Here is a 4,507-nt window from a genome sequence, read left to right on the forward strand (position 1 = left end):
GGCCGCTGCCCGGCAACCATAGGGAAACTGGCAACGGTCCATGGGGTTGCCGGCCAGCGGCCGGCACTACCGGGATGCGTGCCAAGGTCCATGGGGTTGCCGGCCAGCGGACGGAACGACCGGAGGCGGTCAGAAGCGGTTGTCGCCGTCCAGCATCCGGCCCAGGCCGCCCAGTACCGAACCCTCGCCGCGGTTCTGGCCACCGCCCTGCGGCGCGGCCATCCACATGCGGCCGGCCAGGCGCGAGAACGGCAGCGACTGCAGCCAGACCTTGCCTGGGCCGGTCAGCGTGGCCAGGAACACGCCCTCGCCGCCGAACAGCATGCTCTTGATGCCCGCAACACGGCGCACGTCCATGTCCACGGTCGGGTGGTAGGCCACCACGCAGCCGGTATCCACGTCCAGGCGCTCGCCGGCAGCCAGCTCGCGTTCCACCACGCAGCCGCCGGCGTGGATGAACACCCAGCCGTCGCCTTCCAGCTTCTGCATGATGAAACCCTCACCACCGAACAGGCCGGTCATGATCTTGCGCTGGAACTGCACGCCGATCTGCACGCCGCGCGCACCGGCCAGGAAGCTGTCCTTCTGGCAGATCAGGCGGCCGCCGTGCTGGTCCAGTTTCATCGCCAGCACCGTGCCCGGGTAGGGCGCAGCGAAGGCGACCTTGCCCTTGCCGTGCCCGCTCTGCGTGTAGACGGTGGCGAACAGGCTCTCACCGGTCAGCACGCGCTTGCCGGCGGCCATCACCTTGCCCATGAAGCCGCCGCCCTGGTCGCCGTTGGCGGCGCCGAACACCGTGTCCATCTGTACCGTGGCGTCCTTGAACATCAATGCGCCGGCCTCGGCGATGGCGCTCTCGCCGGGGTCGAGCTCGATCTCCACGAACTGCATTTCATGGCCGACGATGCGGAACTCGATGTCGTCGGCGCGGCTGCTGGCGCCGGCGGGGACCGGCGGTGGGGTGTTGGGCATGCCCGGGGCCGCCGCCTGCAGCTCGGCCACCTCGGCGATCGGTGTCCACCCGCTCATGCCCTGGCACCAGGCCAGCGCGCGCGGATTGGCCTGCGCGTAGCGGCGCGCGGCCTCGTCATCAAGCGGGCCGATGCGCTCGGCCTGGGCGGAGGCATGGAAGTACCACTGGGTCATGGCGGCGGGTCCGTCGCGTTGGAAACCCCGAGTCTAGCGAGCGCCCGGGGGCGCCGGCGACGGGGCCATGAACGGCGGGCATTTGCGGCGTAGGTGCTGTATTGCAACAATTATCTGGTAGCGCCGTTTTACCACCCCTCCAAACACAGCCTACCGCCATGTCCCCGACCCGTACTTCCCGTGGCCGCCTTCCGGTCGCGCGCCCCCTCGTTGCCGCTCTTTCCGCCCTGCTGCCGCTGGTAGCAGCCGCTCAGGAAACCCCCGCCGCCAAGGATCCGGTTGCCCTCGATGCCCTGCAGGTGACCGCGCAGCGCCGCGTCGAGAACGCCAAGGACGTACCGGTCGCACTGAGCGCGATCCAGGGCGAGAAGCTGGATGTGCTCGGCTCGGCCGGCGATGACATCCGCTTCCTGGCCGCGCGCGTGCCCAGCCTCAACATCGAGTCGTCCTACGGCCGTGCCTTCCCGCGCTTCTACATCCGCGGCCTGGGCAACACCGATTTCGACCTCAATGCTTCGCAGCCGGTGTCGCTGGTGTATGACGACGTGGTGCAGGAAAGCCCGCTGCTGAAGGGCTTCCCGCTGTTCGACCTGGCCAACGTGGAAGTGCTGCGTGGCCCGCAGGGCACGCTGTTCGGCCGCAATACCCCGGCCGGCGTGGTCAAGTTCGATTCGGCGCGACCGTCGCAGGATGCCGACGGCTACGTGCGCGTGGGCTACGGCAGCTACAACAGCTGGAACGTGCAGGGCGCCTACGGCGGCCCGCTGACCGACCGCTGGTCGGCACGTGTCTCGGCGATCTACCAGCGCCGCGATGACTGGGTCGACAACACCCGCGCCGGTGCCCCCAACAGTGGTTTCGAAGGCTATGACGAAGCCGCCGGCCGCGTGCAGTTCCTGTACGAAGGCGACGACTTCGAAGCGCTGTTCAACCTGCACAAGCGCAAGCTCAACGGCACCGCCCGCCTGTTCCGCGCCAACATCATCCAGAAGGGTGGCAATTCGCTGGTCGAGAACTTCGACCGCGACAAGGTGGCCAACGACGGCGTCAACTTCTCCGACCTGGAAACCTGGGGCGGCAGCGCGCGCCTGCAGTGGAACCTCGGCTCGGTGACGTTGCATTCGATCACCGGCTACGAGACCGCCGAATCGCTCAACCGTGGCGACATCGACGGCGGCTACGGTGCGGCCTTCCTCGGTGCCGGCAACTACGGCCCGGGCCTGATTCCATTCTCGTCGGAGTCGGCCGACGGCCTGCCGCACCACCGCCAGTGGACGCAGGAAGTGCGGATCGAGTCCAACGAGTGGGGCCGCTTCGACTGGCAGGCCGGCGTCTTCTACTTCGATGAAGACGTGACCATCAACAACTTCAACTACGACTCGCTGACCCCGGGCAATCCACAGACCGGCCACGTGGTGCAGAACCAGCGCAACAAGGCGTGGGCGGTGTTCGCTTCGGGCGACTTCGATGTCACCGATCGCTTCAAGCTGCGCGCCGGCGTGCGCTACACCCAGGACAAGAAGGACTTCAGCGCCAGCGTGCTGCAGGCCGTTCCGTTCGGCACCCCGGTCAGCGGCCCGTACCTGGCCAACACCGACGTCAACGACGTCAGCTGGGATGTCAGCGGCGTCTACAAGCTGACCGACGACATCAACGCCTACGCCCGCGTGGCCAAGGGTTTCCGCGCACCGTCGATCCAGGGCCGCCTGGCCTTCGCGCCGGGCCTGTCGCAGGCCGATTCGGAGAAGGTCATCTCGTATGAAGCCGGCATCAAGGCCGACCTGTTCGAGCGCCGCGCGCGCCTGGGCCTGAGCGTGTTCCGCTACAACGTCGATGGCCAGCAGCTGATCGCGGTGGGTGGCAGCAACAACACCGCCACCCTGCTCAACGCCGACAAGACCATCGGCCAGGGCGTGGAACTGGACCTGGAAGCCTACCTGGCCGACAACGTCCTGCTGACCTTCGGCAGCAGCTACAACGACACCGAGATCAAGGACAAGGATCTGGCGGTGGCGATCTGCGGCGGTGGCTGCACCATCAACGACCCGACCACGGTGATCAACGGCCAGACCTATGCGCTGGTGAACGGCAACCCGCTGCCGCAGGCGCCGAAGTGGATCCACAACGCGACCCTGCGCGTGGGCTTCCCGCTCAGCGATGGCAGCGAGCTGTACGCCTACACGGACTGGGCCTACCGCAGCGCGGTGAACTTCTTCATCTACGAGTCGCCGGAATTCCGCGGCCGTAGTTCGCTCGAAGGCGGCCTGCGCCTGGGCTACAACTGGGATTACGGCCAGTACGACGTAGCCGTGTTCGGCCGCAACCTGACCAACCAGACCCGCGTGGTCGGTGCGATCGACTTCAACAACCTGACCGGCTTCCTCAACGAGCCGCGTACCTGGGGCGTGGAGTTCACCGCGAAGTTCTGATGCGGTGGCTGCGTTGATGCAATGAAGAAGGGCCGGCGCAATGCCGGCCCTTCTTCCTTACGCCCATTGGTAGTGCCGGCCGCTGGCCGGCAACGAGTGATCCGGCGCGCGCTTACAGCGCGCTCTGCGGGCGCACCTTCAGCACCGCATTCTCGGTAGTGCAATCGCGGCTGGAGTGCAGGCCGGCCTTGCGTGCGGCGGCGATTTCCTTGCGTGCGGCCAGCAGGTCCTTGTTGAATGCAGCGTTGTCGTGCAGGCGGGCCACCGCGGCGGCGCCCATGAAGCGGCCTTCGAGGATGTCGCTCTGCCAGTGCACGTTGCAGACCAGGCGGCTCTCGCCGTAGTTGCGGCCACGGGCCTGGATGGCATCGGCGCGGTCCGGCGCGATCTCGGACAGGATCAGTGCCCAGGCCCAACCGATCGAGGTGTGGCCGGACGGGTAGGAACCGTTCTTGCGCAGACCTTCCTCGTCCTTCGGCGAGCAGGTCGGTTCACCGTTGACCATGAACGGGCGCGGGCGCTGGTAGTGGTTCTTGGCTGCCTTGGTCGCCGCACTGGCGTCGATCCGGCTGCGCTCCAGCAGGCGATACAGCGCCGGGGTCTTCACCGCATCGACGTCGATGTCGGCGGCGCAGGAGAAGTGGTTGGCGCCCTCGGGGAAACCGAGTTCCGCATCGACACCGGCCTGGGCGAAGCGCGGGCTGCCACGCAGCGCGCGGGCTTCACGGCTGACCTGCTCGTCCAGGGCGAGCGCGGCCGAACCGGCCACCGGTGGAGCCGGTACCAGGTCGAGGCTGGCTGGAACCGCGCTCTTGTCCAGATAACCCACCGCCTTGGTGGTGATGTTGGCTTCGACGGCGGTCGGCTTGGTGGCGGTGGCGGCACAGCCGGCCAGGGCCGCGACGACGGCAAGGCCGAGCAGCGGGCGGGCA

General features: G+C 67.6%; 3 protein-coding genes. 1 reads left to right on the top strand and 2 read right to left on the bottom strand.

Features of this window, described 5'->3' with window-relative positions; translation table 11 throughout:
- Positions 1-129 precede the first annotated feature (129 nt).
- Positions 130-1,146: a TIGR00266 family protein gene (locus O0K41_RS21965; RefSeq protein ID WP_049449735.1), complete on the bottom strand. Its 1,017-nt coding sequence runs from the start codon at positions 1,144-1,146 to the stop codon at positions 130-132.
- A gap of 158 nt (positions 1,147-1,304) precedes the next feature.
- Between O0K41_RS21965 and O0K41_RS21970 the strand changes: the two genes are divergently transcribed.
- Positions 1,305-3,575, top strand: a complete 2,271-nt coding sequence (locus O0K41_RS21970) for a TonB-dependent receptor (protein ID WP_043035292.1) — start codon at positions 1,305-1,307, stop codon at positions 3,573-3,575.
- Positions 3,576-3,687: 112 nt separating this feature from the next.
- Here O0K41_RS21970 and O0K41_RS21975 read toward each other — a convergent pair.
- On the bottom strand, positions 3,688-4,507 hold an 820-nt coding region (locus O0K41_RS21975; protein ID WP_099603612.1), incomplete at its 5' end, for a phosphatase PAP2 family protein.

The sequence above is a fragment of the Stenotrophomonas sp. Sm2128 genome, assembly GCF_030985535.1.
In the GTDB taxonomy this organism is placed as follows: domain Bacteria; phylum Pseudomonadota; class Gammaproteobacteria; order Xanthomonadales; family Xanthomonadaceae; genus Stenotrophomonas; species Stenotrophomonas maltophilia.